General features: G+C 68.8%; 26 protein-coding genes and 1 riboswitch. Of the genes, 9 read left to right on the forward strand and 17 right to left on the reverse strand.

Annotated elements, in window-relative coordinates; all coding sequences use genetic code 11:
* Nucleotides 1-2 precede the first annotated feature (2 nt).
* The 11 genes from K3M35_RS07045 to K3M35_RS07095 all read right to left on the reverse strand — a co-directional run bounded on the left by K3M35_RS07045 (nucleotide 3) and on the right by K3M35_RS07095 (nucleotide 9632).
* Nucleotides 3-494 carry a polyadenylate-specific 3'-exoribonuclease AS gene (locus K3M35_RS07045; protein ID WP_006554164.1) on the reverse strand — a complete coding sequence of 164 codons (492 nt, stop codon included), beginning with the start codon at nucleotides 492-494 and terminating at the stop codon, nucleotides 3-5.
* Between the two features lie 4 nt (nucleotides 495-498).
* Nucleotides 499-1284, reverse strand: a complete 786-nt coding sequence (locus K3M35_RS07050; RefSeq protein ID WP_006554165.1) for a 1-acyl-sn-glycerol-3-phosphate acyltransferase — start codon at nucleotides 1282-1284, stop codon at nucleotides 499-501.
* A 177-nt stretch (nucleotides 1285-1461) separates the two neighbouring features.
* The gene (locus tag K3M35_RS07055) at nucleotides 1462-2439 is read right to left on the reverse strand and encodes an ROK family glucokinase (protein WP_006554166.1); all 978 of its coding nucleotides are present in this window, start codon (nucleotides 2437-2439) and stop codon (nucleotides 1462-1464) included.
* Nucleotides 2436-2858, reverse strand: coding sequence for a hypothetical protein (locus K3M35_RS07060; protein ID WP_064061298.1), 423 nt, complete (start codon nucleotides 2856-2858; stop codon nucleotides 2436-2438). Before K3M35_RS07060 ends, K3M35_RS07055 begins: the two co-directional genes overlap by 4 nt.
* Nucleotides 2846-4054, reverse strand: a complete 1209-nt coding sequence (locus tag K3M35_RS07065; RefSeq protein ID WP_220666193.1) for an ArsA family ATPase — start codon at nucleotides 4052-4054, stop codon at nucleotides 2846-2848. Before K3M35_RS07065 ends, K3M35_RS07060 begins: the two co-directional genes overlap by 13 nt.
* A gap of 23 nt (nucleotides 4055-4077) precedes the next feature.
* Nucleotides 4078-4515, reverse strand: coding sequence for an SRPBCC family protein (locus K3M35_RS07070; protein ID WP_006554169.1), 438 nt, complete (start codon nucleotides 4513-4515; stop codon nucleotides 4078-4080).
* A 113-nt stretch (nucleotides 4516-4628) separates the two neighbouring features.
* On the reverse strand, nucleotides 4629-5018 hold the full coding sequence (locus tag K3M35_RS07075; protein ID WP_024101289.1) for a hypothetical protein: 390 nt from the start codon (nucleotides 5016-5018) through the stop codon (nucleotides 4629-4631).
* Between the two features lie 39 nt (nucleotides 5019-5057).
* The gene (locus K3M35_RS07080) at nucleotides 5058-6227 is read right to left on the reverse strand and encodes a glycosyltransferase family 4 protein (RefSeq protein ID WP_220666194.1); all 1170 of its coding nucleotides are present in this window, start codon (nucleotides 6225-6227) and stop codon (nucleotides 5058-5060) included.
* An 89-nt stretch (nucleotides 6228-6316) separates the two neighbouring features.
* Nucleotides 6317-7657, reverse strand: coding sequence for a hypothetical protein (locus K3M35_RS07085; protein WP_220666195.1), 1341 nt, complete (start codon nucleotides 7655-7657; stop codon nucleotides 6317-6319).
* Nucleotides 7658-7733: 76 nt separating this feature from the next.
* Complete coding sequence (locus K3M35_RS07090; protein WP_006554173.1) at nucleotides 7734-8777, reverse strand: NlpC/P60 family protein; 1044 nt, start codon at nucleotides 8775-8777, stop codon at nucleotides 7734-7736.
* Nucleotides 8778-9050: 273 nt separating this feature from the next.
* Nucleotides 9051-9632, reverse strand: a complete 582-nt coding sequence (locus K3M35_RS07095; protein WP_024101293.1) for a C40 family peptidase — start codon at nucleotides 9630-9632, stop codon at nucleotides 9051-9053.
* A 15-nt stretch (nucleotides 9633-9647) separates the two neighbouring features.
* A riboswitch (cyclic di-AMP (ydaO/yuaA leader) is annotated at nucleotides 9648-9812 on the reverse strand.
* Nucleotides 9813-10261: 449 nt separating this feature from the next.
* Here K3M35_RS07095 and K3M35_RS07100 point away from each other — a divergent pair.
* Nucleotides 10262-12010, forward strand: coding sequence for a DEDD exonuclease domain-containing protein (locus tag K3M35_RS07100; protein WP_033097588.1), 1749 nt, complete (start codon nucleotides 10262-10264; stop codon nucleotides 12008-12010).
* Between the two features lie 32 nt (nucleotides 12011-12042).
* Nucleotides 12043-12318, forward strand: coding sequence for an Lrp/AsnC family transcriptional regulator (locus K3M35_RS07105; RefSeq protein ID WP_006550005.1), 276 nt, complete (start codon nucleotides 12043-12045; stop codon nucleotides 12316-12318).
* An 83-nt stretch (nucleotides 12319-12401) separates the two neighbouring features.
* Here K3M35_RS07105 and trpD read toward each other — a convergent pair whose 3' ends face one another.
* Together trpD and K3M35_RS07115 are read right to left on the reverse strand one after the other, a co-directional pair.
* Nucleotides 12402-13481 carry an anthranilate phosphoribosyltransferase gene (gene trpD / locus K3M35_RS07110; RefSeq protein ID WP_024101295.1) on the reverse strand — a complete coding sequence of 360 codons (1080 nt, stop codon included), beginning with the start codon at nucleotides 13479-13481 and terminating at the stop codon, nucleotides 12402-12404.
* 63 nt (nucleotides 13482-13544) lie between these two features.
* On the reverse strand, nucleotides 13545-14000 hold the full coding sequence (locus tag K3M35_RS07115; RefSeq protein ID WP_220666196.1) for a hypothetical protein: 456 nt from the start codon (nucleotides 13998-14000) through the stop codon (nucleotides 13545-13547).
* 174 nt (nucleotides 14001-14174) lie between these two features.
* Here K3M35_RS07115 and K3M35_RS07120 point away from each other — a divergent pair, with 174 nt between their 5' ends.
* The 6 genes from K3M35_RS07120 to K3M35_RS07145 all read left to right on the forward strand — a co-directional run bounded on the left by K3M35_RS07120 (nucleotide 14175) and on the right by K3M35_RS07145 (nucleotide 20393).
* A complete protein-coding gene (locus tag K3M35_RS07120) occupies nucleotides 14175-14789 on the forward strand; it encodes a heme-copper oxidase subunit III (RefSeq protein WP_006550008.1) in 615 nt (204 codons plus the stop codon).
* Nucleotides 14790-14889: 100 nt separating this feature from the next.
* Nucleotides 14890-15726, forward strand: a complete 837-nt coding sequence (locus K3M35_RS07125; protein WP_183079267.1) for a c-type cytochrome — start codon at nucleotides 14890-14892, stop codon at nucleotides 15724-15726.
* Nucleotides 15723-16850: a ubiquinol-cytochrome c reductase iron-sulfur subunit gene (locus tag K3M35_RS07130; protein ID WP_006550010.1), complete on the forward strand. Its 1128-nt coding sequence runs from the start codon at nucleotides 15723-15725 to the stop codon at nucleotides 16848-16850. The genes K3M35_RS07125 and K3M35_RS07130 overlap by 4 nt, the downstream gene beginning before the upstream one ends.
* The gene (locus tag K3M35_RS07135; RefSeq protein ID WP_220666197.1) at nucleotides 16847-18508 is read left to right on the forward strand and encodes a cytochrome bc complex cytochrome b subunit; all 1662 of its coding nucleotides are present in this window, start codon (nucleotides 16847-16849) and stop codon (nucleotides 18506-18508) included. The genes K3M35_RS07130 and K3M35_RS07135 overlap by 4 nt, the downstream gene beginning before the upstream one ends.
* A gap of 162 nt (nucleotides 18509-18670) precedes the next feature.
* A complete protein-coding gene (locus K3M35_RS07140; RefSeq protein WP_228044532.1) occupies nucleotides 18671-19378 on the forward strand; it encodes a HEAT repeat domain-containing protein in 708 nt (235 codons plus the stop codon).
* 4 nt (nucleotides 19379-19382) lie between these two features.
* Nucleotides 19383-20393 (forward strand): HEAT repeat domain-containing protein, encoded by a 1011-nt coding sequence (locus K3M35_RS07145; protein WP_220666198.1) that lies wholly within the window; start codon nucleotides 19383-19385, stop codon nucleotides 20391-20393.
* 84 nt (nucleotides 20394-20477) lie between these two features.
* Here the strand turns inward: K3M35_RS07145 and K3M35_RS07150 are convergent, their stop codons facing one another.
* Together K3M35_RS07150 and K3M35_RS07155 are read right to left on the reverse strand one after the other, a co-directional pair.
* Complete coding sequence (locus K3M35_RS07150; protein WP_220666199.1) at nucleotides 20478-20894, reverse strand: cytochrome c oxidase subunit 4; 417 nt, start codon at nucleotides 20892-20894, stop codon at nucleotides 20478-20480.
* Between the two features lie 33 nt (nucleotides 20895-20927).
* Nucleotides 20928-22004, reverse strand: coding sequence for a cytochrome c oxidase subunit II (locus tag K3M35_RS07155; protein ID WP_006554397.1), 1077 nt, complete (start codon nucleotides 22002-22004; stop codon nucleotides 20928-20930).
* A gap of 353 nt (nucleotides 22005-22357) precedes the next feature.
* Between K3M35_RS07155 and asnB the strand changes: the two genes are divergently transcribed.
* Nucleotides 22358-24283: an asparagine synthase (glutamine-hydrolyzing) gene (asnB, locus tag K3M35_RS07160; RefSeq protein ID WP_220666200.1), complete on the forward strand. Its 1926-nt coding sequence runs from the start codon at nucleotides 22358-22360 to the stop codon at nucleotides 24281-24283.
* Between the two features lie 83 nt (nucleotides 24284-24366).
* On the opposite strand, the gene K3M35_RS07165 is transcribed toward asnB, so the two are convergent.
* Nucleotides 24367-25341: a carbohydrate kinase family protein gene (locus K3M35_RS07165; RefSeq protein WP_006554399.1), complete on the reverse strand. Its 975-nt coding sequence runs from the start codon at nucleotides 25339-25341 to the stop codon at nucleotides 24367-24369.
* A 134-nt stretch (nucleotides 25342-25475) separates the two neighbouring features.
* On the reverse strand, nucleotides 25476-25826 hold the full coding sequence (locus K3M35_RS07170; RefSeq protein WP_006554400.1) for an iron-sulfur cluster assembly accessory protein: 351 nt from the start codon (nucleotides 25824-25826) through the stop codon (nucleotides 25476-25478).
* Between the last annotated feature and the right edge of the window lie 94 nt (nucleotides 25827-25920).

Raw genomic sequence — 25920 nt, forward strand, 5'->3', positions numbered from 1 at the left:
CGTCACCGCGACCGGCGAGCAACCTCGATCGCTTCGAACTTTGCGAGGTTGTGGCGGGCGTCGGCGAGGGCGTCGTGGTTGTCGTCCGGCGCCGGGGGCAGGGGCGGTGAGCCCGAGTCCTCCCAATACTGCCGGAGCTCGCGGGTGAAGCGGGGCAGGACGTCCGGGAGTTCGGGCATGGTGCCCCACAGCTGGACGAGCACGACGTGGTCGTAGGCTCCGATCCACGCCCACAGTTCGGGCCGGATGCCCGGTCGTGGCACGAGGAACTTCAGCAAGTCGTCGCGGATCCTCGATCGCGACTTCCAGGCGGGGTGCGCCGGGGGCGGGAGCTTCGGGAGGACGTTGCGGCGCACCCAGGCTCCGGCCCGGGTCGGGTCGAACTCGGTCGACACCGCGTAGAACTCGCGGCCGTCCTCGCAGGCGACACCGATCGAGACGAGTTCGATCGTGCGTCCGTCCTCGATGAACTCGCAGTCGTAGAAGTAGCGCACCTGCTCACCCGGCACGCGTGTCGGGAACGCGGTCCGCGACGGGACCGTCCTGCGGCGGGGTCGCGGCACTGCCGTTCGTCGACGCGCCCGTATCCCCGACCCCCGACTCGTCCGCCGAGCCCTTGTTCTTGAGGGAGGCGGCGTAGATGTCGACGTACTCCTGGCCCGACAGCTGCATGAGCGAGTACATGACCTCGTCGGTGACGGTGCGCTCCACGAACCTGTTTCCGCCCATGCCCTCGAACCGGGAGAAGTCGATGGGCTCACCGATCCGGACGGTGATCTTCGCCGGTCGCCACATCTTCGACCCGATGGGGTTCATCCGGTCGGTGCCGATCATGGCGACGGGGATCACGGGGACGCCGGTCTCCAGCGCCAGTCGCGCGAGGCCGGTCTTGCCCTTGTAGAGGCGTCCGTCGGGTGAGCGGGTGCCCTCGGGATAGATGCCGAGCAGCTTGCCCTGGCCGAGCACCCGGACCCCGGCGTTGAGCGCATCCTGCGCGGCGTCGGCGCCGGTGCGGTCGATGGGGACCTGCCCGACGGACGAGAAGAACCAGCGCTGGAAGGCGCCCTTGAGTCCGGTGCCGGTGAAGTACTCACTCTTCGCGAGGAAGGTGATGCGCCGACGTACGAGGAGAGGAAGGTAGAACGAGTCGAGGACGGCCCGGTGGTTACTGGCCAGGATCGCCGGTCCGTGCGCCGGAATGTTCTCGCCGCCTTCGAACTTCGGACGTCCTATGAGCCACAGCAGCGGCCCCAGGAGGGCGTACTTGAACAGCCAGTACCACATGGCATCCTTCCCGAATCCGATCATCCCCCACACGGATCGGTGCAGCACCGCCCGCCGGTCGACTCTACGACGACGCGACTGCCCCTCGCACATCGCCCCAGTGCTCGACCCCACCCTTTCAACGTCGACGTGACGATAATCTCACCTCCGGCGAATCTCACCTCCAGTGGAATTCGACTACAGCGGCGGTCGTGAGGTTTCGATCGCGGATCGGGCGAGATCGGCGGCACCGATGAGCCCGGCGGCGTCGCCGAGCTGCGCGACCCGGACGCGCGCGAGAGGACGATGGCCGGCGCCGGTGGTCACGGCCGCGTAGTGCTCGCGCGCGGCGTCGAGGAACAACGGCGCGGAACCGGAGACCCCTCCCCCGATGACGACGAGCTCGGGGTCGTAGACGTCGGCGACGAGCGCCAGTCCGAGCGCGAGCCTGCGGGCGAAATCGTCGAAGGCCGCGAGAGCGACGGGGTCGCCGTCGTGGGCCGCACCGGCGACCCGCCGGCCGGTGAGCGATCCGGGATCCGAGGCGATCTCGCCCGCGAGAACGGACCGCCCGGGTTCGGCCGCGAGCATCTCGACGGTCGTGTCCACGAGACCCGTTCCGCTGCAATACCTCTCCCAACATCCCTGCTTGCCGCACGGGCAGGGCCGCCCGTCGGGCACGACCTGCAGGTGACCGAGTTCGGGCGCCACACCGTAGGCACCGCGATAGATCCTGCCGTCGAGCAGCAGGGCCGCGCCGATGCCCGTTCCGAGCGCGACCATCACCGCGATCGTGCTGCCCGCGGCGGCGCCGAAGCGGTACTCGGCCCAGGCCGCGGCATTGGCGTCGTGTTCGAGAACGACCGGCAACCCGAAGCGTTCGGTGAGCGTCTCGGCGAGCGGCGTATCGCGCCAGGGCAGATGCGGTGCGAACCGCACGGTGGTGCGGTCCTCGGTGAGGAAACCCGCGACCCCCAGCCCGACCGCGCCGATGTCGTTGCGCTCACGCAGATGCTCGACGAGCCGGTGCAGCGCGTTCTCGAGGGCGACCGCGGAGGACGGCGTCTGCGTGCGCACACTGTCGACGACGTCGCCGTTACGGTCGACGGCTGCCGCGCGGATGCTCGTGCCCCCGATGTCGATCCCGACCGTGAGCCCGGGGTCGTGCGTGTTCACGTGCGGAGGTTGACGGAGATCGGCTCGAAGGCCGGACGATCCCGTGTCGGCGGATCGGGGGTCGGCTCGGGCGGGACGCCACCGGTCGAGGGCAGGAACTGCGCGAGGAACTTCCGCAGCAACGCGATCAACGCCGCCAGTTTCGACGCCAGCCTGCTGACCAGTTCGTGGTTCTCGCCGCGAACCAGGGCTGCGGCGGCACAGAGCGGGCACCACGCGCACCCGTTCGGGGTGGTCGCGGCCTCGGCGTCACCCGGCGCCGTCGAACCGGTCGCGGTATCGGGGGATGTATGGGCCGACGCGTCGCCGGTCGCGGCGACGAACTGCTGCACCGTGCCCTCGACGCGGTCGAGCACGGCGTCGGCGAGCAACAACAATTCGGAGATCAGGGCTTCGTGGTCGTCCCTCACAGCGGCCACACCGCCGGATCCGGTACGAATCGCACCACCAGATCGGTTCCGTCGAACTCGGCGTCGGAGACGGTGCACCGCCGCAGCCCCGAGGCGAGTCGCACCCGGCGTCGCATGCCGTCGGCGCCGACGACGAGGTCGTCGCCGATCCGTCCGAGTGTCAGGGACGCGGGATCGGCGAGCGGCAGGTACATGCGCATCGCGTACACCGACTCCACCCCCGTTCCCGATTCGTGCTGCACCCGGACCGGCTCGTCGGTCTCCGACGAGGGAACGAGTGCATCGCGGCGGAGCGCCGTGGCGAGCTCCTCCAGAGCTGCCAACCCTACCGGCTCCGCGGCACGGCGCTCGCACACGATCACGGGAACGTCGGTGACGGCCGCCCCGATCTCGGCGACGATCGCCTCGTGCGCGGCCCGTTGATCGGCCAGCAGCCGTGCAGCCGCACCCGAACCGCCCACCGCGGGGACGACGCCGTTGACGACGACCGCGTCGACGCGAATGCCGGACAGGGCGAGCCACGATCGCACCCGTGCGAGCTCGGCACGACCGGCGCGGTCGGGCGTCGCCACGATCACCGCGGCGCTGCGTCCACGATCGTCGAGCAGGTCGCGTACCGCGGTGATCCCCGACAGCAACCGATCGAACAGCGCGACGAAGACACCCGTGCGGGGGTCCGGACCGGTGGCCGCCGCGACCCGGCTGTGCTGAGGCCAGATCCGTTCCAGCGAATCGGAGACCGTGCGCGGCGCGGTGAGGGTGCGCAGGGCGTCGGCGGAGGCCGGGGCGTCGACGACGACGAGAGCCCACCGTCCGCTGTCCGCGAGTCGCGCGACCTCGGCGAGCACGAGCAGTTCCTCGACGCCGGGAAGCCCGGTCAGTTCGTCGGGCTCGGGCAGGTCGAACTGGTCTGCGCGCTCGTGCGTCCCGGCGAGCGCCGCCATCGAGGCGAGGACCGCGTAGCGCGTGCGGAGCAGCTGCAGCGAGTCGATCTCGACCATGCCGAGGTTGTCCTCGACGGTGCGGATGTCCGTCGCGCCGGCGTCCCGGTTCGTGGCCGGAGGCAGGTCGAGCACGTCGCCGAGGGAGTGCGCCCGGTCGATGGACACGACGAGCACAGGTTCTCCCGCACGGGCGGTCGCGAGCGCCTCGGCCGCGGCAAGGGTCGTCTTCCCGGCACCGCCCTTTCCGAGGAACCATCGCACGCGGGCCGGGGCGTGCCGGACGTTCAGCCCTCCACCTGCTTCTTGAGTTCCTTCAGCGCGGTGTCGGTGATGACCTTCTCCGCCTTGCGCTTGAACAGACCGATCATCGGGATCGTGAGATCCACGGTGAGCTGGTAGTCGACGACCGTGGTGCCGCCGGGGGCCTCGGTCAGCACGTACGAGCCGGACTGGGCCTTCTGGATCTCACCGCTCTCGAGCTCCCAGCTCACGGCACGGTTGTCGGACGCCCACTTGTACCGCAGGACGTAGGTGTCCTTGACGATGCCGGCGTCGAGGACGAAGCGCACGCGTTCGGCGCGGCCGTCGGGACGATGTTCCACGACCTCCACGGTCTTCGCCGCCGACACCCACGTCGGATAGGCATCGAAATCTGCGATGACCTCCATGACACGCTCGGCCGGCGCGTCGATGGTGATCGACCTCTTCGTCTTCTCGGCCATGTGGTGACGGCTCCCTTTCTCGGTCCCTCGGGTGTGCACCGATCAGTCCCGCCCCGAGGGTCTATCACACACCGTGGGAACAACGGTATCGGGACGACGCTCCTTCGGTGGCTTCAGTGTCGCGGCGGTTCACCTGCCGGACGACCGGCCTCGAGACGCTGCTTGACCTCGAAGGTCATCACCTTCCCTTGGACCCGGCGCGTACGGTTCATTCCCGCGAGGTCGAGACCCGCCACCCGCTCGGGCGCGACACCGGCCGGCTCGCAGTGCAGGAAGTAGTGGATCACCGCGCCGTCGAGAACCGGCTCGATCCACACCTCCATCGTTCCGTCGAGCGGACCCGACACCGTCCACCGGATGCCCTTCTCGGCTCGGTCCTCCCGCACGGTCAGTACGAGATCGGGCCACCATGCACGCCACCGATCGAGGGCCGCGACCTCCTCGGCGATGCGCTCCGGAGGCGCCGCTACGAAGGTCTGGTCCGCCACCTGAATGCTGCTCACGCAGAACAGCTTCACATATCGCGTCGGCGGCCCGTCCGGTCACCCCGCCGACGGCGTCACCGTCTCGTTCGGGGGCGCCGAGGCGTCGAGATAACCGCGCAATCTTGCGCCCAGGACGTCCCATCTCCAATCGCTGGAGACCCACTCTCGACCGGCCGCGCCCATCGCGGCGGCACGATGGGGATCGGCGAGGACACCGGACACCGCGGTCGCGACGGCTGTGACGGAGGTGCCGTCGACGACGTAGCCGGTGCGACCGTCGCGCACCGTTTCCGGGGCACCACCCGACCGGCCTGCCACGACGGGCACCCCGGTCGCGGACGCCTCGAGGTACACGATGCCCAGGCCCTCGACGTCGAGACCGCCGCCGCGGGTCCGGCACGGCATCGCGAACACGTCAGCGATGGTGTGGTGCGCGGCGAGCTCGGCCGACGGCACGGTGCCGGTGAATACGACGTGCTCCTCGACATCCGTGCGGCGCGCGAGCTCCCGCAGGCGCGACTCGTACGGTCCACCGCCGACGATGACGAGGACGGCACCGTCGATCCGCTTCCGGATCGCGGGCAGCGCGCGGATGAGCACGTCCTGTCCCTTGCGCGGCACCAGGCGCGACAGACACAGCACGGTGGGCCGGTCGCCGAGACCGTAACGTGCCCGCAGTTCGGCGCGGGCCGCCGGATCCGGCCGGAATACGTCGGTGTCCACCCCGGACGGCAGGTGTTCGAGACCCGCTTCGGGGCCGAATGCCGAGGCGAACCGCCCCCTCGTGTAACGACTGACGTAGGTGACGGTGTCGGTGTGCTCGCCGATCTGCCGCAGCGCCTGCCGGGCGGCGGGAAGCATCGACCATCCCACCTCGTGGCCGTGGGTGCTGGCGACGATGCGATGAGCGCCGGCGCGGCGCAGCACGGGCGCCAGCAGCGCCAACGGTGCAGCCGCTCCGAACCAGACGGTGTCGCAGTCGTGTTCGGTGAGCAGCCGCGTGGCCCGTCGCGCGACGTCGGGTGTCGGCAGCATCAGTGTCGTGGGATGACGGACGACCTCGAAGGGGACTCGTGCGTCGAACTTCACATGGCTGTCGCCGCGCCACCGCGGCGCGTAGACGACCAGGTCGTCGGACGGCAGCTGGTTCGCGAAGGCGTGCAGATAGGACTGGATGCCCCCCGGTCGGGGCGGGAAATCGTTCGTCACCAGCAGGGTCCGCGACATGAGACCACCGTAGAAGCAGCGCGACGGGAAGGCGCCGACGGGTCCCGAGCTCCGGACGGTGCCGATGGGCCCGGCCCGGACCGTCCCGGTCAGCGGATGTCGCGGATGCGCTCTCCGAGCCAGCGACCCCAACCGCCCACGAAGCCGGCGGTGTCGACGCCGAGCAGGTCTGTGAGCACGTCGTCGAGGTGTTCGTCGGTGACGGGACCCGCGGCGAGGGCGCGGTAGAGGGAGACGAGCGTGTCGTGTCCGAACTGGTCCGCGGTGTACGCGGCGATCGACCAGGAGCTCTCGTAGGCGAGCGTCGACCGGTCGCCGATGAAGTCGCCGTCGGCGGGCAGCGACGTCGGTGCACCCGACGCCCGTACCTGCCGGGTCAGCGTCGGCGCGATCCGCTGCACGTCGACCGGCCCGGTGGCGAGGCCCTCCGCGGCCGTGCGGTGGCCGACGTAGTCGGCGAAGCCCTCGAGGACCCAAATCGGGGAGCCGTCCACGGTGCCGGCGCGTGCGGCGACGTGCACCGTCTCGTGCGCGAGCACGATCCGGCGGGAGGTGTCGTCCAGCCGGTCGCTCGCGGCCGGGTTGAAGACGATGCGCTGCCCGGTGGCGATCCCGCGCTCGTGGTCGACATCGTCGGAGACCGCGACGGCCGCGATGTCGTCGCCGTCGTGTCGTGGCCCGACGAGGTGCGAGAACTCCTCGTGTGAGGACGTCACGACCACCAGTGCGCGTCGCGGCCAGGAATCGCCCCAAAGGTCGTCGACAGCCTCGACCACCGACGGCAGGTCGCCTGCTAGGTCGTCGACGAAGGCGGCGTTGTCCGGGTGTCCGATCACGAGCGAGCGACCACCCTCGGTCTGCGCGGTCGCGAGGTGGAGGCTGCCGTGGTCCCAGGGCCCTCGCCAGGTGACGGTCTGCGCCCCGGCGAGATCGGGTGCGTCGTCGGCGATCCGCCAGCCCTGCGGCCGGTGGACGAACAGCACGGTCACCGGTCGCCGGGTGGGTATGTCGTCGATTCCGTCCACGGCGTACCGCAGGTGGACGCGGTGCGCCCGTACCTCGTCGGCCGCGAACCGGGCGATCGTCTCGGGCGGCAGGGGCAGCGCGGGTTCGGAGGCGAGTTCGTAGCCGAGATCGGCGAGGGGAACGGCGGAGATCGCCGCGATCCGCTCCCGTTCGGCGTCGAGGAGTTCCGGAGACGCGTCGTCGATCAACTCCGCGAGGGACCCGTCGTCGCCGGTCCGGACGGCGTGCGCCCAGTCGTCGAGCACGACCTGCAGTTCGGCCCGTACCCGGCTGTCGGCGTCGTCGGTGTCCACCGGGTCGACGGCCAGCAGCAGTCCTGCCGTGACCAGCGCGACCACGAGTCCGGCCAGGCCGAGACGTTCCCACTTGCGGGTACCGGCGGTGAAGGGCGATCGCGCGGGCACCGCGTCAGTCTAGGTCGGTGTCCGAGGGTGGTCCCGTACGCCCTCGCCCACCGGCTGCGATCCCGCCTCTACCCGGTCAGTACCGCCGGGCGCTGTGGAACGGGAAGCGATCGATCGACTGCACCTTCACCGGCACACCGAAGGTCGACGCGTGCACCATGTTGCCATCGCCGACGTACATGCCGACGTGGGAGGCGTCGTCGTAGAAGATCACGAGGTCGCCGGGCTGCAGATTGTCGCGGGAGACGGGGATGCCGCCCTGCGCCTGGGCCTGACTCGACCGGGGCAGTGATTTGCCGACCTGGTTGTACGCCCACACCATGAGTCCCGAGCAGTCGAACTGGTCGGGGCCGGTCGCGCCCCACACGTACGGCGAGCCGATCCGCGACAGGGCGGCGCGGAGCGCGGCGCCGTTGCTGCCGGGGACGAGGTGCTGCAGGATCTTCTCGGCGTCGAGGCCCGGAGGGAAGGGAGTGCCGGCGAGTTCGGCCTTCTCCGCGTCGCTCAGCGCCTCGAAGGCGTTCAGGACCCCTTCGATCTGCTCCTCGAGTTCGGCCTGTCGCCGCTGGAGTTCGTCGCGGAGGGTCTGGGCCTGCTCGGCGGCGGCACGCGCCTCGTCGGCGGCATGCTGCGCGGCGACGGCCGCCTCGGCCGCAGCGGCGGTGGCCGCCCGGAAGCCCTCGACCTCACGCGAGGTCTGCTCGCCCAGGACGTCGAGCAGGACCATCTGGTCGAGCATCTGCTGGGGCGAGTCGCTCACCATGACGGCGAACAGCCGGTTGGTGCGCGCACCGCGGTAGTTGGCCCGCGCGAGCTTGTCGACGGTGGGCTTGAAGCGGGCGATCTCGGCGCGAGCGGCGCCGAGCGCGTCGTCGGCCTGGCCGGCACGCACCTCTGCCTCGTGCTGCGCAGCGACCTTCGCTTCGAGATCCGCCCCGGCGGCGTGCAACGCCTCGGTGGCCTGTTCGCTGCGACGCGACAGATCCGCGAGGTGCTCGAGGCGTGCTGCCGGGCTCTCCCCTGCGGGTTGCGCCGTCGCCGGCGCCAGGGTGAAACCGAGGACCATCATCACGAGGGCTACGACGAGCGCCGGACGGCCGGTCCGTCGCCTGTCCTGCACTCGTACGAGGTGCTTCGTCCTGTCGGAAACCACGTGGGCTCGCATCCTTTCCCAAAGGTCTCGATCAGGTTACGGAATTGCATAGGTTTGTGTCTACCTGCGAGTAGCCCTCCCACGCAGCGGCCGTTTGTGCAAGCAGTTCCTGCATCGGAAAGGACGTGCAGACACACGAGGAGGGTGGGTCCGGTACGTACCGGACCCACCCTCCTCGGGCAGTGCGTCGGCGCTGGAGCGGGGTGCTCAGCCCGATCGGAAGCGACGGGCGCCGACCGATCAGAAGCGACGGGCGCCGTCGACGGGCATCGAGTTCAGCGGTGCGATCTTGACCGGCTGGCTCGAGGTGGAGGCGTGCACGATGTTGCCGCCGCCGATGTAGATGCCGGTGTGGCTGCCGCCGTAGAACGACACGACGTCCCCGGGCTGCAGAGCCGCGACGTCCACCGGGGCACCGGCGGAGGCCTGCTCGTAGCTGGTGCGCGGGACGCTCAGACCGGCCTGCTTGTAGGCCCACTGCACGAGACCCGAGCAGTCGAAGGAGCTCGGGCCGGCAGCGCCGTAGACGTAGGGGGCACCGATCTTCGACTGCGCGGCGTCGGCAGCGCGCTGGCCGACAGAGCTGAAGGGGGCGGTGAAGGAACCGGACTGAGGCGCGGGGGCGGCCTCGGGGGCCGGCGGAACGATGTTGGCGATCTCCGGCGGCACGGTCACACCGGCCGGGAGGTCGAACGTTCCGACACCGGGAATGTTGATCGGCTCGGCCATCGCCGGGCCGGCCGAGACGGTGACTGCTCCGAGAGCAATGGCACCGGCGACGAGTGCGCGCCGGACGGTGCGCGTGCTGTTGTTCGAAACCACGAGGGGACGTTCTCCGTTTCTTCCGTTCACCCGCCGACCGAGTTAGCTGACGGGTTCGGGCCGGAAGATCAGCCCTACCCCTCCCCGCGAGCAGCGGAGGGGATTCACCCCGAGTACTACGTGTGGGTCCCCGGCTCACCGCTCCCGCAGACGGGAGAAGCGATTAGGCGGTAACCGTGCGGCTCCGACCCGGGGGTGGGCCGGAAACTCTCCGCTCGGTCTCGAAAAGATTACGAAACGGCATCGGTGAAGTCGACCGCCTTGCCGTGCGACCCGACCTTCTCGGCCCACCCCTGGAGGAATGCCGTCGCGGGGCAACGGTCCGATAACGGCGCGGTAACGGCCACTGTCCGGCGCACCTCCGCTCGGGAGAGGCCCGGCGCCCGTTTCACCCGAGTTCCTTCCGGAAGAACCAGGTCAGGGCACGCTGACTCATCGACCGTCGACGAGGCGATGCGCCCGATTCGCCGGATTGTCGTTCCCGGAGGCCGATCGGTCTGTTCTCCGGCCTCCGTTTACCCTTCATCGAGCCGAAAAGAACGCAGTGTGATCCTCGTCTCCCCGTGCTCCGAACCCCGCTCCGAAGCCCGCTCGACGGCGTGTCGGTGACGCTTCCTAGGCTCTGCCGCATGACCTCGCCGCAACCATCCGCCCTCGGCGTGCAACTCGGTTTCGACGAGCTCGACACTCCGCTGCGCGAGACCACCTTCGTCGTCGTCGACCTCGAGACGACCGGCGGGAAGGCAGCCGAGGACGCCATCACAGAGATCGGCGCGGTGAAGATCCGCGGGGGCGAGGTGCTCGGCGAGTTCGCGACCCTCGTCGATCCGGGGCGACCCATCCCCCCGTACATCGTGCAGCTCACCGGCATCACCACCGCGATGGTCTATGCGGCGCCCAAGGTCGAGGAGGTGCTGCCCGCCTTCCTGGAATTCGCGTCCGGAGCGGTGCTCGTCGCACACAACGCCGGATTCGACGTCGGCTTCCTCGAGGCGGCCACGGCGCAGTGCGAACTCGCGTGGCCCCGCTTCCAGGTGCTGTGCACCGTCAAGCTGGCCCGCCGCGTCCTCGGACGCGACGAAGCGCCGTCGGTGAAGCTGTCCGCGCTGGCCGAACTGTTCCGGGTCTCCACCGTGCCCACCCACCGCGCCCTGGACGACGCACGCGCCACCGTGGACGTCCTGCACGCCCTCATCGAACGGGTCGGCAACCAGGGCGTCCACAGCCTCACCGAACTGCGCGACTATATGCCGGTGGTCACCGCCGAGCAGAGGGCCAAACGCGCACTCGCCGCGCATCTGCCGCGCAAACCGGGTGTCTATATGTTCCGCGGCCCGTCGGACGAGGTGCTGTACGTCGGCACGGCGGTCGACCTGCACCGCCGTGTCCGTACCTATTTCACGGGCTCCGAGACGCGACCGCGGTTGCGCGAGATGGTCGCGCTCACCACACGCATCGATCACGTCGAATGCGCCCACGGGCTCGAGGCCGGCGTCCGCGAACTCCGGTTGATCGCGGCCCACACCCCTCCCTACAACCGCCGGTCGAAATATCCGATGCGCGGTTGGTGGATCATCCTCACCGACGAGGCGTTCCCGCGCCTCGCCGTGAGCCGCACCCCCGGACCCGACTCGGTCGGCCCGTTCTCGGTGCGCGCCGACGCCGCGGATGTCGCGGCACTGCTCGCGGAGATGTGCGGTCTGCGCACGTGCACGCGCAGGATCGGCCGTACGGCCCGCCACGGCGACCGCTGCCCGCCCGTCGCGGTCGGGGGCTGCGCCGCAGCCGCCTTCGGGGTCCAGGACGCCTCCGCCTACGCAGCCCAGGTCGAGCGTGCGCGCGCGGTCGTCCGCGGAACCGCCGACGACGCCGTCGAATCGGCGCAGCAGCGACTCGACGCCCTCGTGCGCGACCAGCTGTTCGAGAACGCCGCCCGCCTGCGCGACCGCCTCGCCGCCGCCCTCGTCGCGCTGCGGCGCACGCAACGCCTCGCGGCACTGGCGGCCGTCGACGAACTCGTCGCCGCGCGACCGCGGGCCGAGGGCGGGTGGGAGTTCGCCGTCGTGCGCGCCGGTCGTCTCGCGTCCGCCGGAGTGGCACCGCGCGGTGTGCGCCCGATGCCCGTCGTCGAGGCGATCGTCGCCGCGGCCGAGACGGTGCGGCCGTCACCCGGCCCGCTCCGGGGCGCGTCCCCGGAGGAGATCGGTCTGGTCGCACGATGGCTCGACGGCGAGGGCATCCGCATCGTCCGGGCGAGCGAGGGCTGGTGCGAACCGACACGGGGTGCGGGCCGGTGGAGCACGTGGGCCGAGCTCGCCCGCGACGCCCGCGCGGTCCGCAGGCTCCTCTCCGCCGACGACCCGCACCGCTTAGGCTGATGCAATCCCCGAGGAAGGTTGAAGGAGACCACATGATCAACGCGATCGTCCTGATCGATGCCGAGGCGAACCGTATCCCCGAGACCGCGCAAGCGGTGGCCGACCTCGACGGTGTCGACACGGTGTACTCCTGCGCGGGCGACGTCGACCTCGTGGCCGTGGTCCGGGTCCGCGACCACGAGAAGATCGCGGAGGTCGTCACCCGGGGCATCAACAAGATCGACGGCGTGACGAAGACCGTCACCCACATCGCGTTCCAGTCGTACTCGAGCGCCGACGTCGAGGCCGGTTTCTCGATCGGGAACTGACACCCCGCAGCACCACCGACGACCGCCGGGCCCGCACCGATGCAGTGCGGGCCCGTCGTTCGTGTGTCCTTACTCTTCTCCGGTCATTTCTGTCCGGAACCGGCACCCAGCCGCGTGGTGACCTCGGCCCACTGCTCCAGGACGGCCGTGGCCCGGCCGCTGTCGATCGCTTCTGCCGCCGTCTCGAGCCCGGCCGTGAGGGCATCCTCGAGAACGCCGTCGACGCCCCGGAAAGCCGCGATTGCCCCGGCGGCGTTGAGGAGCACGGCATCGCGCACCGGCCCTGTCTCCCCCGCCAGCATCGCCCGCGCGATCGCCGCGTTCTCCGTGGCGTCGCCTCCGCGGAGTGCCTCGAGCGGAACCCGTTCGATACCGAGATCGCGCGGATCGAGCGTCACGACCCGGACCTCGCCGCCGTGGACGACGTGCACGCGCGAGGTCGTGGAGGTGGTCAGTTCGTCGAGACCGTCGTCGCCTCGGACGACGAGCGCCGAATTGCCGCGCTGCGCGAGCACACCGGCGACGGTCGGGACGAGCGGTTCGAAGGCGCACCCGATCAGGCCGGCGCTCGGGCGGGCCGGATTGGTGAGCGGGCCGAGGACGTTGAAGACCGTCGGGATGCCGATCTGCTTGCGCGGTGCGGCCGCGAAACGCAGCGCCGGGTGGTAGACCGGCGCGAAGCAGAATCCGATCCCGGCCTCGGCGACCGAGCGGGCCACCTCGTCGGGTCCGAGATCGATGTGCACTCCGAGCGCTTCGAGCACGTCGGCGCCGCCGCTCTTGGACGAGGCGGCGCGGTTGCCGTGTTTGACCACGCGAATACCCGCTGCGGCGACGACCAGCGAGGCCATCGTGGAGATGTTGACGGTGTTCGCCCGGTCGCCACCGGTGCCCACGACGTCGACCACGTCACCGTCGACCGGGACCAACCGGGCGTAGTCGAGCATCGTGTCGGCGAGTGCCCGCACCTCCTCGGGTGTCTCGCCCTTCATCTTCAGAGCGACACCGAAGGCCGCGATCTGAGCGGGAGTGGCGTTGTCGGAGAAGATCTCGCTCATCGCCCATCGCGCCTCCGCTGCGGACAGGTTCTGCCCGGCCGTGAGCACTCCCAGGACGGAGGGCCAGTTCTGCGTCACCTCGTCCGCGTCTCGCGTCGCGTTCATCGCACCTGCCCTCGCCGCATCTCGCTCCTCACCGGGCACCGGCGTGCCCTCCGACCGGTCAGCTTAGCCAGCGGAATCCTGCGGTTGCAGAGCGTCCCATCCCAGGCCCGTTCCACCGAGCCGCTGGGCGAGCGAGGCCATGCGCGACTTCTCCTGCGCACAGTGCAGTGCATCGAGGACCTGCACGCGCTGCAGGATCACCGAGGCGCCCGCGACGGCCGCGGCTGGGACGTTCCCGCCGCCGGTCCCGGCCACGACGTAGCCGTCCTGCCCGGCCAGTTCCGCCGCCCGGTCCACCCTGTCGGCGGGCAGGGCGAGGTGGTGCCGCAGAACCGCCTCGTCCTCGGCCTGCCACACAGGTGTCGCCTCGGCGGCACGCTCGAGCGCCGTCGAACACGCCTCCGCGTCGTCGAAGGACGAGACGACCACGACCAGATCGGGCCGGTTCGCGTCGAGCGGTTCGCTGCGCCGACCGATCAGGGACCGCAGCCACCCCCGAACACCCTTTCCGGTACTCATGTCACCACGATCGCACGTGACCTCCGCGACCCTCCGAAATGTCCCGTGTGGCACCCCTCCGAGCACCCGCCACCGAGTGCCCACCTGGAGAAATACAGGTCCGGGACCTGCACGGACGCGCCGATTTCGGCCCCGATTGCCCAAGACGTACTACGACGGGTCATACTAGCCAGCGTGACGAGCGCAGTAGGGACTTCAGGATCTGCAATCACACAGCGCGTGCACTCGTTGAACCGGCCCAACCTGGTCAGCGTCGGCACCATCGTGTGGTTGTCCAGTGAGCTCATGTTTTTCGCAGGGCTCTTCGCCATGTACTTCGTGGCACGGGCACAGGCCCCGGAGGGCATGTGGCCGCCCCCGCCCACCCACTTGAACCTGTGGTTGGCGGTACCGATCACCATGGTGCTGATCGCTTCTTCCTTCACCTGCCAGCTGGGCGTCTTCGCCGCCGAGCGCGGCGACGTCTTCGGCCTGCGACGGTGGTACATCATCACCCTCGGCATGGGCACCTTCTTCGTGCTCGGTCAGGGCTACGAGTACATCACCCTGGTGAAGGACGGCACGACCATCCCCGGCAGCGTGTACGGCTCGGTGTTCTACATGACCACCGGTTTCCACGGCCTGCACGTCATCGGCGGCCTCATCGCATTCGTGTTCCTGCTGTTCCGCACGAAGGTCAGCAAGTTCACGCCTGCACAGGCCACTGCGGCCATCGTCGTTTCGTATTACTGGCACTTCGTCGACATCGTTTGGATCGCGCTGTTTGCCACGATTTATTTCATCCGTTAGCCAGCTGAACGCCCAGGCAGCCCCCTGACGTCCAGTCCGTCCCGACATAAAAAAAGGGATACAGATGAGTTCATCCCCACCTCTCGCCTCCGAGGGTGACATGCCCGGTCGATCCTCTGCAGCCGATGCTGCGAAGTCCCGCCGCCAGCGCAAGATGCGCCGGCGCGTCACCGGAGCGTTGGTCCTTGCGCTCGGTCTCCTCAGCGCAGGCTTCATCGCCTCCGCGCTGACACCTGCCCCGCAGGTGGCTACAGCGCAGGACGACCAGAGCGCTCTGATCCGCGAGGGTCAGCAGCTCTACGAGACCTCCTGCGTGACCTGCCACGGTGTCAATCTTCAGGGCGTCCAGGACCGCGGTCCCAGCCTCATCGGTGTCGGCGAGGCCGCCGTCTACTTCCAGGTCTCCTCGGGCCGCATGCCGATGATGCGCAACGAGGCCCAGGCCCTCCGCAAGGACCCGAAGTTCGACGCTGCGCAGACCGACGCGCTCGGCGCGTACATCCAGGCCAACGGTGGAGGCCCGACGGTCATCCGCGACGAGAACGGCGAGATCGCCCAGTCGTCACTGCGCGGCAACGACATCGGACGCGGTTCGGAGCTCTTCCGCCAGAACTGCGCGTCCTGCCACAACTTCACCGGACGCGGCGGCGCGCTCTCGTCCGGCAAGTTCGCACCGAACCTGGATCCGGCCAACGAGCAGCAGATCTACACCGCGATGCTCACCGGCCCCCAGAACATGCCGAAGTTCTCCGATCGTCAGCTGACGGTCGAGGAGAAGAAGGACATCATCGCGTACATCAAGTCCGCCAGTGAGACGAGAGACCCGGGTGGCTACGGGCTCGGCGGCTTCGGCCCCGGTGCCGAAGGGCCGACCATGTGGGTCGTCGGCATGGTCGCCGTCGTCGGCGCTGCACTGTGGATCGGAGCAAGGTCATGAGTGGCGGCGAAACGCCGAACAAGCACACGGTCGAAGATCTCGACCGGATGAGCCGGGACGATCTCGTCACGCTCGGCACGAACCTCGACGGCGTCGACGTCGCGTTCCGCAAGGATCGCTGGCCCGTCGAAGGCACGCGTGCCGAGAAGCGGGCCGAGCGCAACGTCGCATTCTGGTTCGCCCTCGCGGGCATCGCGGGTGTCGCGTTCATCGCGATCTACCTGTTCTGGCCGTGGGAGTACCAGGGCATCGGCGACGAGAACTACGGCTGGTACAGCCTCTATACCCCGATGCTCGGACTGACCCTGGGTCTGTCCATCCTCGGCATCGGCGTGGGCGCGGTGCAGTTCACCAAGAAGTTCATCCCCGAGGAGGTGTCGATCCAGGATCGGCACGACGGCGGCTCGCCCGAGGTCGATCGCAAGACGATCGTCGCCGAGCTCTCCGACTCGCTCGAGACGTCCACCCTGCCGCGCCGTAAGCTGATCAAGCGCACCGCGATCTTCGGTGGTGGCGCGCTCGGCCTCGGTCTGATCATGCCGCTCGGCGGCCTGATCAAGAATCCGTGGGCCGAGGGTGACCAGTCGTCGCTGTGGGTGTCGGGCTGGACTCCGCGCTACCCCGGCGAGACCATCTACCTGCGTCGCGACACCGGTCGCCCCCAGGACATCGTCCTGGTGCGCCCGGAGGACCTCGACGCCGGCGGTATGGAGACGGTGTTCCCGTTCCGCGAGTCCGATCGCGGTGACGACCACGCTCTGCTGCAGAGCCTGCGCGGCATCCGCAACGCCGTCATGCTCATCCGCCTGCGCACCGAGGACACCGAGCGTGTCGTCAAGCGCAAGGGCCAGGAGAGCTTCAACTACGGCGACTACTTCGCGTACTCGAAGATCTGCACGCACCTCGGCTGCCCGACCTCGCTCTACGAGCAGCAGACGCACCGCATCCTGTGCCCGTGCCACCAGTCGCAGTTCGATGCGCTGGAGTACGGCAAGCCGATTTTCGGTCCCGCTGCTCGCGCACTGCCGCAGCTTCCGATTACAGTGAACGAAGAGGGCTTCCTGGTCGCCAACGGTGACTTCATCGAGGCACTCGGCCCGGCATTCTGGGAGCGTCGCCCGTGAGTACTGCAACCCCGTCCCGCGCCGCACAGATCGGCGAGAATCTCGATTCTCGCTACCACCTGTCCGCGGGCATCCGCCGCCAGATCAACAAGGTGTTCCCCACCCACTGGTCCTTCCTCCTGGGTGAGATCGCGCTCTACAGCTTCGTCATCCTGTTGATCTCGGGTATCTTCCTCACCCTGTTCTTCGACCCCTCGATGGCGCACGTCATCTACGAGGGCGTCTACACGCCGCTGCGCGGTGTGGGTATGTCCCGCGCCTACGAGACGACCCTGAACCTCTCCTTCGAGGTCCGCGGTGGTCTGTTCGTGCGACAGATCCACCACTGGGCAGCACTGATGTTCGCAGCGTCGATCGTCGTCCACCTGCTGCGCGTGTTCTTCACCGGTGCGTTCCGGCGTCCGCGTGAGGCCAACTGGGTGATCGGCTCGCTGCTGCTCATCCTGGCGATGTTCGAAGGCTTCTTCGGTTACTCCCTCCCCGACGACCTGCTCTCGGGCACCGGCCTCCGCGCCGCGTTCTCGGGCATCACGCTCTCGATCCCGATCATCGGTTCGTGGATGCACTGGGCGATCTTCGGTGGCGACTTCCCGGGTGAGCTGATCATCCCGCGCTTCTACGTCCTGCACGTGCTGCTCGTCCCGGGCATCATCCTGGCCCTGATCGCCGCGCACCTCGCGCTGGTCTGGTACCAGAAGCACACGCAGTTCCCCGGCCCCGGCCGCACGGAGCAGAACGTCGTCGGCGTTCGTATCCTCCCGGTCTTCGCCGTCAAGTCGGGTGCTTTCTTCGCGATGACCTTCGCGGTGCTCGCCCTGATGTCCGGCCTGCTGCAGATCAACCCGGTCTGGAACATCGGCCCGTACAACCCGTCGCAGGTATCCGCCGGCTCGCAGCCCGACATCTACATGATGTGGACGGACGGCATGGCCCGTATCTGGCCCGCCTGGGAGCTGTACCTGTTCGGCCGGTACACGATCCCGCAGCCGTTCTGGATCGCGCTGATCATGGGCCTGGTGTTCGTTGTGCTCACGGTCTACCCGTGGATCGAGAAGAAGTTCACGAAGGACGACGCACACCACAACCTGCTGCAGCGTCCGCGCGACGTGCCGGTCCGCACCGGCATCGGGTTCATGGCCCTGGCGTTCTACGCCGTCGCCACGATCATGTGTATCAACGACATCATCGCGTACAAGTTCGACATCTCGATCAACGCGACGACCTGGATGGGCCGCATCGGTCTCGTCCTGCTCCCGCCGCTCGCCTACTACATCGCGTACCGGTTCTGCCTGGGTCTGCAGCGCAGCGACCGTCAGGTGCTCGAGCACGGCATCGAGACGGGCATCGTCCGTCGCCTGCCGACCGGCGAGTACATCGAGATCCACCAGCCGCTCGGCCCGGTGGACGAGCACGGCCACCCGATCCCGCTGGAGTACCAGGCCGCCCCGGTTCCGAAGCGGATGAACAAGCTCGGCACCGCCGGCAAGCCCGGCTCCGGCAGCTGGTGGAGCGCGGACCCGGCCGACGAGGCCGCCGCTCTCGAGGCCGCCCACCACGAGGCCGAGCTCGAGCTGCGGAACACGCTCCGCGAGTACCAGGAGCGCGTCCACGGCAACGGAGACGGCGCAGCCCAGCTGCCCGACAAGTCGCAGCACTGATCCGCATCAGCGGCTCGTAACGGGGCCCCGGACCATCACGGTCCGGGGCCCCGTTCGTCGTTCGGGGGTTCTCCCATCCCCCACCGGATATCGTCCGGAGCGTACGTCTTGACCTTGACACTGTGACAAGCGCTCGAATGGGTCGTGAAGGAGGTGCCTCCCATGCGCACACATCAGGACCCGTCCACCCGCCTCGTCGAGGCCCTGTCCACCCGCCTCGTCGAGGCCCTGTCCACCCGCCTCGTCGAGGCCCTGTCCGCCGACGACGCCTCCGTGCGTCTGCGCGCCGCACTCGAGTCGGGTACCGCACCCGATCCCGAAACGGTGACCGCTCTCGTCGACCGGTGCGCGGTGGAGCCGGACTTCTTCGTCCGCGACATGCTGACCTGGGCGCTGTGCCGTCTGCCGGCCGGGGTGACCGTGCCGCGTCTGCTCGCCGAGCTCGGTTCGGATGTCTCGCAGGCACGCAGTCAGGCCCTGCACACGTTGTCGAAGATCGGCGATCCCGTCGCATGGCCGAAGGTTTCGGGGATGCTCCACGACGAGCACGACGAGGTGGCACGCAGCGCGTGGCGCGCGGCGGTCGCTCTCGTGCCACCGGGCTCGGAAAGCGGCCTCGCTGCGGCTCTCGGCGCCGAACTGGGCCGCGGCGACCGCGACCTACAACTGAGCCTCGGTCGCGCTCTCGCGGCACTCGACGAGGCCGCGGCGCCGGTCCTGGACACGGCGATGAACAGCCCCGACCCGCGCGTCCGCGCTCACGCGGAGGCCACCGAACGGATCCGCGTCGACCCCGACAGCGCGTTCGTCCTCTCTGTGGAGTCGGCGAAACGCGTCGCCGCACTCGGCGCGGACGGTATCCGGGAGTGAGCCGGTGCTGATCGGTGAGGTCTCGCGGCGCTCCGGTGTCAGCAGCCGCATGCTGCGGCACTACGACCGCCTGGGGCTGGTGACGCCGACTGGCCGTACCTCGGGCGGCTACCGCGAGTACACCGAGGACGACCTCAGGAGGCTCTTCCACGTGGAGAGTCTCCGGAGTCTCGGCCTGTCGCTGAACGAGGTCGGACGTGCGCTGGGGGAACCGGATTTCGCTCCGGCGGATCTGGTGCAGGAGCTGATTCGGCACACGCGCGGACGGATCGCCGCCGAGACCGAACTCCTCGCTCGTCTCGAAGGCGTCGACTCGGCCTCCCCCAGCGGTTGGGACGACGTCCTGCGCCTCGTCGCGCTGTTGCGCGCGTTCGAATCCGATTCCGGCTCCCGCCGCCAGCAGGCGATCCTGTCCCAGGACGAGGACACGACGCTGCCGGTCGCAGCGCTGGTCCGGGCGGCGCTGTCGGAGGAGGATCCGTTCGTCGCCGGCGCGCTGCGCTGGTCGCTCGCCCGAGCAGCGGAGGCATTCGACGCTGCGCTGCCGGCACTCGCGGAGGGCCTTCACTCCGACGAGGTGCCGGTGCGGCGACGGGCGATCGCGACACTCGCGGAACTCCGTGTGCCCGAATCGACGAGGCTCCTGGAGGGGACCCTCGACGACACCGATCCCAAAGCACGTTCCACGGCGGCTCTGACGCTCGGGGCGCGAGGGGTGGACGTGGCCGTCCCCGTGCTCGTAGAGATGATCGTGGAGGGCCGGTCGGACGTCGAGGCCGCCGAGGTACTCGGCCTGCTCGCAGATCGGCCGCTGTCGTCCGCCGAGATCGTGCGGTTGCTGCAGCACGCGCTCGGCGGCTCGGACGATGCCGGTGTCCGGCTACGTCTCACGCAGGCACTCGCGGAGATCCCCGGGTCGGCCGCCGACGACGCGCTCGAGGCTCTGACCGACGATCCGAATCGTACGGTCGCAGCGACCGCGAGGGTCGTCCTCACCACGCGTCGGGCTCCCTGAAGAACTGAACCTCGAGAACGACGACGGAAACGACGCAGGCGCCGCACCCGAAGGTGCGGCGCCCGTGTGGTCGAGGGTACCGGCTCAGTGCTTCTCGGGTCCGATGTGGTACTCGAACACCAGGCCGGCTGCTGCCGCGATGATGAGCGCGACCGCGAGGACGATCATCCACGGCTGGTAGAAGGCCAGTGCGACGGCGGCGAACGCTGCTGCGCCGGCGAGCAGGATCGGCCAATAGCTACCCGCACTGAAGAAACCGAGGTCGCCCGCACCGTCGCTGATCTCGGCGTCCTCGTAGTCCTCGGGACGGGTGTCGAGACGACGAGCAACGAAGCGGAAGTACGTTCCGACGATCAGGGTCAGACCGGCGGAGAGGACGATGGCCGTGAGGCCGGCCCATTCGATGCCCTTGTCCGAGAGCCCGGTGAACACGCCGTACACGATGGCGACGAGCACGAAGAACACCGTCACGACCTCGAAGAGCTTGGCTTCGATCTTCATATCAGCACTTGTCCTTGTCGGAGGGGGTGGCCGTCACTCGCCTGCGGCGACGGTCGCCGACCGATCCGTGCGGTCGGTCTTGAACGGAGTCGTCGAGGTCGCGATCGGGCTCTGGCCGATGGCTTCGAGCGCACGAGCGTTCGACAGGCCTTCGCCGCCGTCCTCGACCGGCTTGCGGAGCTCGATGTACCGGGCGAAGTCCTCCGGGCTGACCGCGCGGACCTCGAAGTTCATCATCGCGTGGTAGGTGCCGCACATCTCGGCGCAGCGGCCGACGAACGCGCCCTCACGCTCGATCTCGGAGATCTGGAAGACCGGATCGGAGTTGTTCTCACGCGGGTTCGGGTTCACGTCGCGCTTGAACAGGAACTCCGGCACCCAGAAGGCGTGGATGACGTCGGAGGACGCCAGCTGGAACTCGATGCGCTTCCCGGTGGGAAGAACGAGCACCGGAATCTCTTCGCTGGTGCCGATCGTCTCGATCTTGTCGTAGTGCAGGTAGGACAGGTCCTCGGCGGGCTTGCCGTGGATCGCTCCCGGAGCCTCGTGCTCCTCACCCGATTCACCGTGCGCGGTGGACGGGTCGAACGGCTCCTGTGCGACTGCCGCCTCGGCGACCTCGTCGATACCGTTGTAAGGGGCCGTGCCGTCCTGCAGATCGATCGTCCGGTAGCCGAACTTCCAGTTCCACTGGAACGCCGTCACGTCGACCACGACGTTCGGGTTGTCTTCCTTCTCCAGGACGTAGTTCTGCACCACGACCGTGAAGTAGAAGAGGACACACACGGCGACGAACGGCGCCGCGGTGTAGGCCAGCTCGAGCGGCACGTTGTATGCCGTCTGACGCGGGAACTCCGGATCGTCCTTCCGACGCCGGTAGGCAATGATCACCCAGAAGGTGAGTGCCCACACGAGAATTCCCATGACGAGGGCGGCGACAACCGACCACGTCCACAGTTCACGCATACGCTCGGCCTGAGGAGTGATGCCCTCCGGCCAGCCGAAACGAAGGATTTCTTCGCTCGAGCACCCGGTCAGCACCAAGGCTGCAATGCCGAGTGATGCTGCGAGCCCGAACCGCCGAAGGATCCGACCTTGCGCCACGTTCACGCCTTCCTGATCGCCGCAATTCCACTAGGGCACACCCGGAGGGCCGGCCCAATTACTACGCAGCGTAGACCAAACCCGGGCGCTATCCATCGCCGGGGCACGAAGAAAGTGTCGGACTGGGCGTTTCGACCGGAAGACCCGGCTCGTGACGTCGGTTTTCTCCTGTCGGGCGAGTGATCGTCGGTGGCGTCCGGGCGCGGCTGCCCGATGTCGACCGTCTGCGGCATACTTCGGTAGAACCAACGCCGGACCCCGAGTGGTAGTTCCCGGTGTCATGCGCGGTGCGGTGTCCCGCGCTGGGCACCCACCGGGGTTCTTCGCGACACCCCCGACCGGAATGAGGTAACCCACGCGTGTGCGGATTGCTCGGGTTTCTGACCACTGACGGCACCAGCGACGACGCCGTCGCGAAGGTGGACTCCGCGATGCACTGCCTGCGCCATCGCGGCCCCGACGAGCACGGCACCTGGCACGACGCCGACCTCGTCTTCGGATTCAACCGGTTGTCGATCATCGACATCGCGCACTCGCACCAGCCGCTGCGCTGGGGCCCGCCGGAGCAGCCCGACCGCTACGCGCTGACCTTCAACGGTGAGATCTACAACTATCTCGAACTGCGCAAGGAGCTCACCGAGACGTTCGGTACCTCCTTCGCGACCGAGGGCGACAGCGAGGCGATCGTCGCGGCCTACCACCACTGGGGAGTGCGCGCGGTCCAGCGCCTGCGGGGTATGTTCGCCTTCGCGATCTGGGACACGCACACCCGCGAGCTGTTCGTCGCCCGCGACCCGTTCGGCATCAAGCCGCTGTTCCTCGCGACCGGCACCGGCGGTACCGCCTTCGGCAGCGAGAAGAAGAGTCTGCTGGAGCTCGCCGACGTGATCGGCATCGACACCGAGCTCGATCCTCGTGCGATCGAGCACTACACGGTGCTGCAGTACGTTCCCGAGCCCGAGACGCTGCACCGGCGGATCCGCCGCCTCGAGTCGGGCTGCTACGCGCGTATCACGCCCGGCGCCGAGCCGGAGATCACGCGATACTTCCATCCCACCTTCCCGGTCCGGCCGTTCGCGGCGGGCCGCGAACAGGATCGTTACCGCGAGATCGCCGAGGCCCTCGAGGACTCGGTGGCCAAGCACATGCGCGCCGACGTGACCGTCGGGTCGTTCCTCTCGGGTGGCATCGATTCGACGGCCATCGCCGCGCTGGCGATGCGCCACAACCCGAAGCTCATCACCTTCACCGCGGGTTTCGAGCGGGAGGGTTACTCCGAGGTCGACGTCGCCGCAGAGTCGGCGGCCGCGATCGGTGCCCGGCACGTGGTGCGGGTGGTCTCCCCCAGCGAGTTCGCCGCGGCTATCCCCGAGATCATCTGGTACCTCGACGACCCTGTGGCCGACCCGGCGCTCGTGCCGCTGTGGTTCATCGCCCGGGAGGCCCGCAAGCACGTCAAGGTCGTGCTGTCGGGTGAGGGCGCCGACGAGCTGTTCGGCGGTTACACGATCTACCGCGAGCCGCTGTCGCTGCGTCCGTTCGAGTTCCTGCCGCCGGCGCTGCGCCGGGCTGCCGGGAAGCTTTCGGAGCACATCCCCGAGGGCACCCGAGGCAAGAGCCTGCTGCACCGTGGCTCGATGACGCTCGAGGAGCGCTACTACGGCAACGCCCGCAGCTTCAACGACGCGCAGCTGCGCTCGGTGCTGCGCGACTTCCGTCCGGAATGGACGCACCAGGACGTCACCGCCCCGATCTACGCGCAGTCTGCCGGCTGGGATCCGGTGGCACGGATGCAGCATCTCGACCTGTTCACGTGGCTGCGCGGCGACATCCTCGTCAAGGCCGACAAGATGACGATGGCCAACTCGCTCGAGCTGCGCGTGCCGTTCCTGGACTCCGAGGTGTTCCGGGTGGCGTCGCAGGTTCCGCTGGACCAGAAGATCACGAAACAGACGACGAAGTATGCGCTGCGGCAGGCGCTGGAGGGCATCGTCCCGCCACACGTGCTGCACCGCGCGAAGCTGGGCTTCCCGGTGCCGCTGCGGCACTGGCTGGCCGGCACGGAGCTGTTCGACTGGGCGCACGAGGTGATCGCCGAGTCGCAGACCGATCACCTGCTCGACAAGGGCGCGGTGGCGAAGATGCTCGACGAGCACCGGACCGGCCCGATCGATCACAGCCGTCGTCTGTGGACGGTGCTGTGCTTCATGGTCTGGCACGGCATCTTCGTGGAGAAGCGCATCGTGCCGCAGATCCAGGAGCCGGCCTACCCGGTCGAGATCTGATCACCCGACCCGTACGCGACGGCCGCGAACATCCCCAGGGATGTTCGCGGCCGTCGCGTTTCCAGGATCGGGTGTTCCGCCGCTCAGGCGCCGAGAATCGCGCCGATCTCGTCGGCGGCGGCGGTGCCGTAGGCGTCGGCGAGACGCTTGAGGGCGTCGGTGCGGTCGAAGTTCCACTCCTGCGTGCCGGTGGTCTCGAGGACGTGCACCGCGACCAGCGAGCCCAGCTGCGCGGCCCGTTCGATGCTCAGACCGGAGCGGTGTCCGAGCAGGAAGCCGGCGCGGAAGGCGTCGCCCACACCGGTGGGGTCGACCTTTGCGCGCTCGGGCACCACACCGACCTGCACCTGGTTGCCGTCGCGGTCGACGATCGTCGCGCCGTCACCGCCGAGGGTGGTGATGCGCATGCCGACCTTCGCCTGCACCTCGTCCTCGGTGAGACCGGTCTTCTGCAGCAGCAGTCCCCACTCGTACTCGTTGGTGAACAGGTACTCGGCGCCGTCGATGAGCTGCTCGGCCTGCTGCCCGTCCAGGCGGGCGAGCTGCTGGGACGGGTCGGCGACGAACGGGACGCCGAGCCGGCGGCACTCCTCGGTGTGCCGGATCATCGCGTCGGGATCGTTGGCGCCGACGAGCACGAGGTCGACGCTGTGCTTGCTCACCACGTCGGCGATGGAGATCTCGCGGGCCTCGGACATCGCACCGGGGTAGAACGAGGCGATCTGCGCCATGTCCAGGTCGGTAGTGCACACGAAGCGGGCGGTGTGGGCGGTCTGCGAGATCCGCACCGACGAGCAGTCGACCCCGTGGTCCTCGAGCCAGGTGCGGTACTCGGTGAAGTCGGCGCCGACGGCGCCGACGAGCACCGGCGTTCCGCCCAGGACACCCATCGCGAAGGCGATGTTGCCGCCCACTCCGCCGCGCCGGACGACGAGGTCGTCGACGAGGAAGCTCAGGGAGATGTGCGCGAGCTGGTCGGCGAGCAGCTGCTCGGCGAACCGGCCGGGAAAGCGCATGAGGTGGTCGGTGGCGATGGAGCCGGTCACGGCGATGGTCACGTGGCTGAGCCTTTCCGCGGATGTCGATGGTGTGGCTGCTCACACGGAGAGCCGGAGCGGTCCCACGGTACTACCGCGGAAACGACGGAACCCCGGCGCCGTGAAGCGCCGGGGTTCCGAGGTGCGTTCTCGGTTCAGTTGAACGAGTCGCCGCAGGCGCACGACCCCGTGGCATTCGGGTTGTCGATGGTGAAGCCCTGCTTCTCGATGGTGTCGACGAAGTCGATCGACGCACCCTCGACGTACGGCGCGCTCATCCGGTCGACGGCGAGCGTCACACCGGCGAATTCTTTCGTGAGGTCGCCGTCCAGCGTGCGGTCGTCGAAGAACAGCTGGTACCGCAGACCGGCACAGCCTCCGGGCTGCACGGCGATACGCAGTGCGAGGTCGTCGCGGCCCTCCTGATCGAGCAGTGCCTTCGCCTTCGCAGCGGCGGCCTCGGTCAGGATGACGCCGTGAGTATCGGTCTCTTGCTGCACAGTCATGGGCGCTCCCTGTCGTTCGTGTCGAAACCCGATGGTTCAACGGTACCGCGCCGGAATCTATTCCTCGTGGACGAGTTGCGCCGAGCGTGGTATG

The sequence above is a fragment of the Rhodococcus sp. DMU2021 genome (genome assembly GCF_019641445.1).
GTDB classification, from domain to species: Bacteria; Actinomycetota; Actinomycetes; order Mycobacteriales; family Mycobacteriaceae; genus Rhodococcus; species Rhodococcus pyridinivorans.